Genomic DNA, 4,448 nt, shown 5'->3' with positions numbered 1-4,448 from the left:
AATTAATTCTTCTATGGGGCGATTTTCCATATTTTGTCGAATAAAAGAAGAATTGGCGGTATTTTCCAATAAACGACGAATTAAATAAGCCATTCCCGGTAATAACTCACCGTAAGGGCAATAAACCCGCACTCTGTAACCTTGCTCTACTAAAGCTTTAGCAATTTTATCCCCCATTCCATAAAGAACTTGCATTTCAAAATTGCGCTGGGGTACATTCAAACTTTGAGCAATGGCGATCGCTCTTGCTTGCGACCTGATATTATGACTTCCGATGGCAGCATATATATATTGATGATTTTCTAACAATAATTGGGTTATTTTTTCAAAATTAATATCTGTGGCGGCTTTATCGTTGTAAACTGGTTGCTGCCAGTGTTTTTGTTCTGCTGTAATGGTTTCTTGGTCCCAATAAGCACCTTTTACTAACCGAATTGTAATTGGATTACCCCGTTGTTTCGCCCATTCAATCAAACTTTTGGCATCTGCTTCACTATCTCGTAGATAAGCTTGAATTGTCATGCCGATATCTGTACGCTGTTTAAACTCCTCTTCCATCAACAGCTTTTTCAAAATATTAAAGGTAAGATCCTTATAGATATACTGCTCCATATCAAAATGGATAGCAACACCCAACTCAGAAGCACGACGTAACAAAGTGCGAATATGGTTAGTTACCTTCTCCTCACTACCTTTATCATCTAAAGGGTCAAACTGGGAATAAAAAGCCGTTAACTTTACCGAAACCTGTACCTTGGGTAAAGCTTCCCCATCAGCTTGATCAATTAAAGTCACAGTCTTCCAACTTTTAGCAGCTTCCGCTAATTGTGACATCAATTCCATATATCGTTGTAAATAAGATTCTGCTTCCACTTCCGTGATTACCGCTTCACCTAGTAAATCCACGGTGAAAGCCATCTTTTCTTTACGGAGTCTTTCAATACTTTTTAAAGCTTGCTTGATATTTTCGCCAGCAATATATCGATGAGCTAAAGTTTCCACAGCTTTAGAAACAGTTGTAGCAGCAACTTGTCCTGGCATAGAATCGGGATTTGCAAAATTTAACATTCCCTTGAGCGCTGAAGGCAATTCTACCGAATCATCACCGAGGTATTCTTGTAAATGCGCGGCAATTTCCGAATTACTTCTTAAAGCCGGAAGAGTATCGATAAACCGAAACAACTGCACCCGTAAACCAGGATTGCTCATCGCCCATGCTAATAGCTTATCATCAGGACGCATTTGGTCGCGCAAAGCCGAGAATAAAGAACGATTTTCCCCAGTTGTGCTTAACAATTGCTTAGCAATTTCCTGAGTTTTCGCTTCGTAGATGTCCTTTTCAGTCTGTAATACCACCGATAGCACGCTCCATACATAAGATGTCAGGGTTATAGCCCCTATATTCTATTTTGGCTTTTTAATTCTCCTACCACCACATATCAGAGAAAAAATTAAAGATTCTGCAATAAAGATACAAAAATATGCTTATTTTATTTTTTTAAGTTTATTCAGTTTTCAAAATATGTATTAATACTTCTATCTATAGTTAGTTAAGAAAAGCTTTTATTTAAGTTTAATCAAGATTAATTATCACAAATATATTTTCATTTAAATCAGCTAAAAAATCTTACATACATCAATTTAAATAGTCTAAAAAAACCAAAATATAATTATCTTGTATCCAGAATATTTTGCTAATTTTATGTTGATAAATGAAATGCAGTTTCCTTTATTTAATTGAGGAGCTTAATTTAAGATGACAAAGTTGTATATACCATTTTGGTCATCTATCATGAATAATATTATGCTTGAGCGCTACCGAATAATTGAGTTACTGAATGGTAATTTGGGAGGAAGAAGTTACCTAGGTGAAGATACCTGCGAATCTAATTGCGAGCGATATGTAGTCAAGCAATTTATGCCACCAAGTAAAGACCCCAGACTATTAAAAATATCTCATAACGTATTAGAAACCGAAGCAAAACCCTTAGATAACCTATCAGAACAAGATGATAGAATTCAGAACTTAATAAATTTTTTTGAAGAAAATCAAAACTTTTATCTAGTTAGAAAATATATTATCGGTAATCCTTTAAATAAAGAAATATTTTCCGGACAAACCTTAAAATCAGAAAAAGTACTTAATCTCTTATTAGAAATTTTAGAAATTTTAGTATTAATACATAGTTGTGGGATAATCCATCGTAATCTCAAACCAGCAAATCTTATTCGTCGAGAATCTGATAATAAACTAATTTTAACCGACTTTGGTGCGCCTCAAGAAGCAGTATCTAACATCGTTGGTTCCTCAGAATATATGCCTATAGAACAAGTACATGGAAATCCTCAATTTAACAGTGATATTTATACTTTAGGCATAATTGCCATTGAAGCACTAACAGGTTTACCAGCTAGTCAAATAACTGCACAAAAAAACCACAAAAATGCTTCCGCAGAAAAAATCATTTGGTATCCTCGCCGCTATCGAGTAAACCCAAAGCTTGCCAAAATTATTAATAAAATGGTGCATTTAAATTATCAAAACCGCTATCAATCGGCTAAAGAAGTATTAACTGATTTAAAAAAAATTAATCAACAACAGTCAAATTCTCTATATCAAAAAATCAAAAATCAAATCTCAAAAAAACAAAAATTAACTATTGGAATAGTTAGCTTTATATTACTTAGCGGAATCGGATGGTATTTCTTTGCACCAAGGGATTTAAATTATGCCAAACAATTATATAAACAAGGAATCACATACTACGAAAAAGCCAAATATCAACAAGCAATTAAATTATTTTCTCAAGCTATTAAAATAAATCCAGAATATGCGAACGCTTACAATTTGCGAGGAGACGCTTATTATCGTTTAAGAAACTATGAAAAATCTCAACAAGATTCTAGTGCAGCAATTCGTAATAATCCTAATGATGCTAACGCTTATTATGATAGAGGATTTAGTCTTTATTCTGTGGGAGAATATAACGGGGCAATCATAGATTATAATCAAGCAATTCAAATAAATTCCCAATACACAAACGCTTATTATGGTAGAGGACTTGCTCGTTTTCAAATCAAAGAAAATCGTCAAGCCATCGCCGATTTAAATCAAGCAATTCAACTCAATCCTAAATTTGCTCCAGCTTACTTACATCGGGGAATAATTCGCCGTAAAATAGGAGAAAAACTCGAAGCAATCAAAGATTTTGATAAAGCAATTACAATTAATTCTAAATATACAGAAGCCTATTACGAACGCGGTAAAACAAGGTATGAACTCAACGAAAAAATAACTGCGAAAAAAGATTTTACTCAAGTAATTGCATTAGATTCTAAATACATTGAAGCTTATATTGCCCGTGCTGATGTTTACAATGATTTAGGATATCCCAAACAAGCTTATGAAGACTACGAAAAAGCCATAGAGATGAATCCCGATAATGCCAATGCTTACATTCATCGCGGTTTATATCGCTTCAAAATTAAAGATATTGAAGGGGCAATTGAAAATTATAATCAAGCAATTAAACTAGATTCTACTCAACCAACAGCATACAATAATCGTGGTAATGCTCATTTAGAATTAGGGAAATGGAAACAAGCAATGGCAGATTATTCTAAAGCAATTGAACTCAATCCCGAATACGCTCAAGCTTATTATAATCGCGGTTTACTTCGTACAGATTTAGCAAAAGTACCCGAAGCAATTGAAGATTTTCAAGCAGCAGCCGATATTTTTATTAATACAGGTGAAGATAGTAATTATAATGATGCTCTATCGAGAATTAAGGAGCTTACTCCGTAAATTGGTAATGGGTAATTGGTAATTGGTAATTGGTAATTGGTAATGGGTAATGGGTAATTGGTAATTGGTAATTGGTAATGGGTAATGGGTAATGGGTAATGGGTAATTGGTAATGGGTAATGGGTAATGGGTAATGGGTAATTGGTAATTAAACTATTTTCTATTGCCTATTGAATTCAGGTAAGCGTTGAGCTTGGGTGATAGTTCGTCAATTATTGGCTTAAGTTTAGATGCTTGCTCTTTAGTTAAAAGCTTTCTAATATAAGCTAATCTTAATAAACAGATAGTTTCATACAAAGAACCTCTAGCGATTCTGATAAAGCGGCGATTATCTTGGTAATTAAAGCGTCCTCTTCCTTCTGCAATATTGGCACAAATACTATCAGCAGAACGAACTATTTGTTTACCAACTGTGTCTTTCTCAAATGACTTCCAATTTTGAACAATATCCCAAATTTCATTCGCTAATTTTTCAGCTAACTGATAAACTCGTAAATCCTCAAAATCAGGTCTTGTCACACTATTTTCTTACAATTAAAATCACACTTGTATATATAATTCCCAAAACTAAATTAAAAATTACATTATTATAAGAAATAATTCCCAATCCCCCATTACCAATTACCCATTACCAATCCCC

Annotated in this window: 3 protein-coding genes; 1 reads left to right on the top strand and 2 read right to left on the bottom strand. The window is 33.8% G+C overall.

Features of this window, described 5'->3' with window-relative positions:
- Positions 1 to 1,356 (bottom strand): proline dehydrogenase family protein (locus tag IQ247_RS31490; RefSeq protein WP_193926107.1); only part of this gene is annotated, 1,356 nt, incomplete at its 3' end.
- Between the two features lie 400 nt (positions 1,357 to 1,756).
- On the opposite strand from IQ247_RS31490, the gene IQ247_RS31485 reads away from it, so the two are divergent.
- On the top strand, positions 1,757 to 3,808 hold the full coding sequence (locus tag IQ247_RS31485; RefSeq protein ID WP_193926104.1) for a tetratricopeptide repeat protein: 2,052 nt from the start codon (positions 1,757 to 1,759) through the stop codon (positions 3,806 to 3,808).
- Positions 3,809 to 3,961: 153 nt separating this feature from the next.
- Here the strand turns inward: IQ247_RS31485 and IQ247_RS31480 are convergent, their stop codons facing one another.
- Positions 3,962 to 4,327, bottom strand: coding sequence for a four helix bundle protein (locus IQ247_RS31480; protein ID WP_193926103.1), 366 nt, complete (start codon positions 4,325 to 4,327; stop codon positions 3,962 to 3,964).
- Positions 4,328 to 4,448: the final 121 nt, after the last annotated feature.

This window comes from Plectonema cf. radiosum LEGE 06105, assembly GCF_015207665.1.
GTDB classification, from domain to species: Bacteria; Cyanobacteriota; Cyanobacteriia; order Cyanobacteriales; family Nostocaceae; genus Rivularia; species Rivularia radiosa_A.
This window is presented reverse-complemented; position numbering and strand designations above follow the sequence as displayed.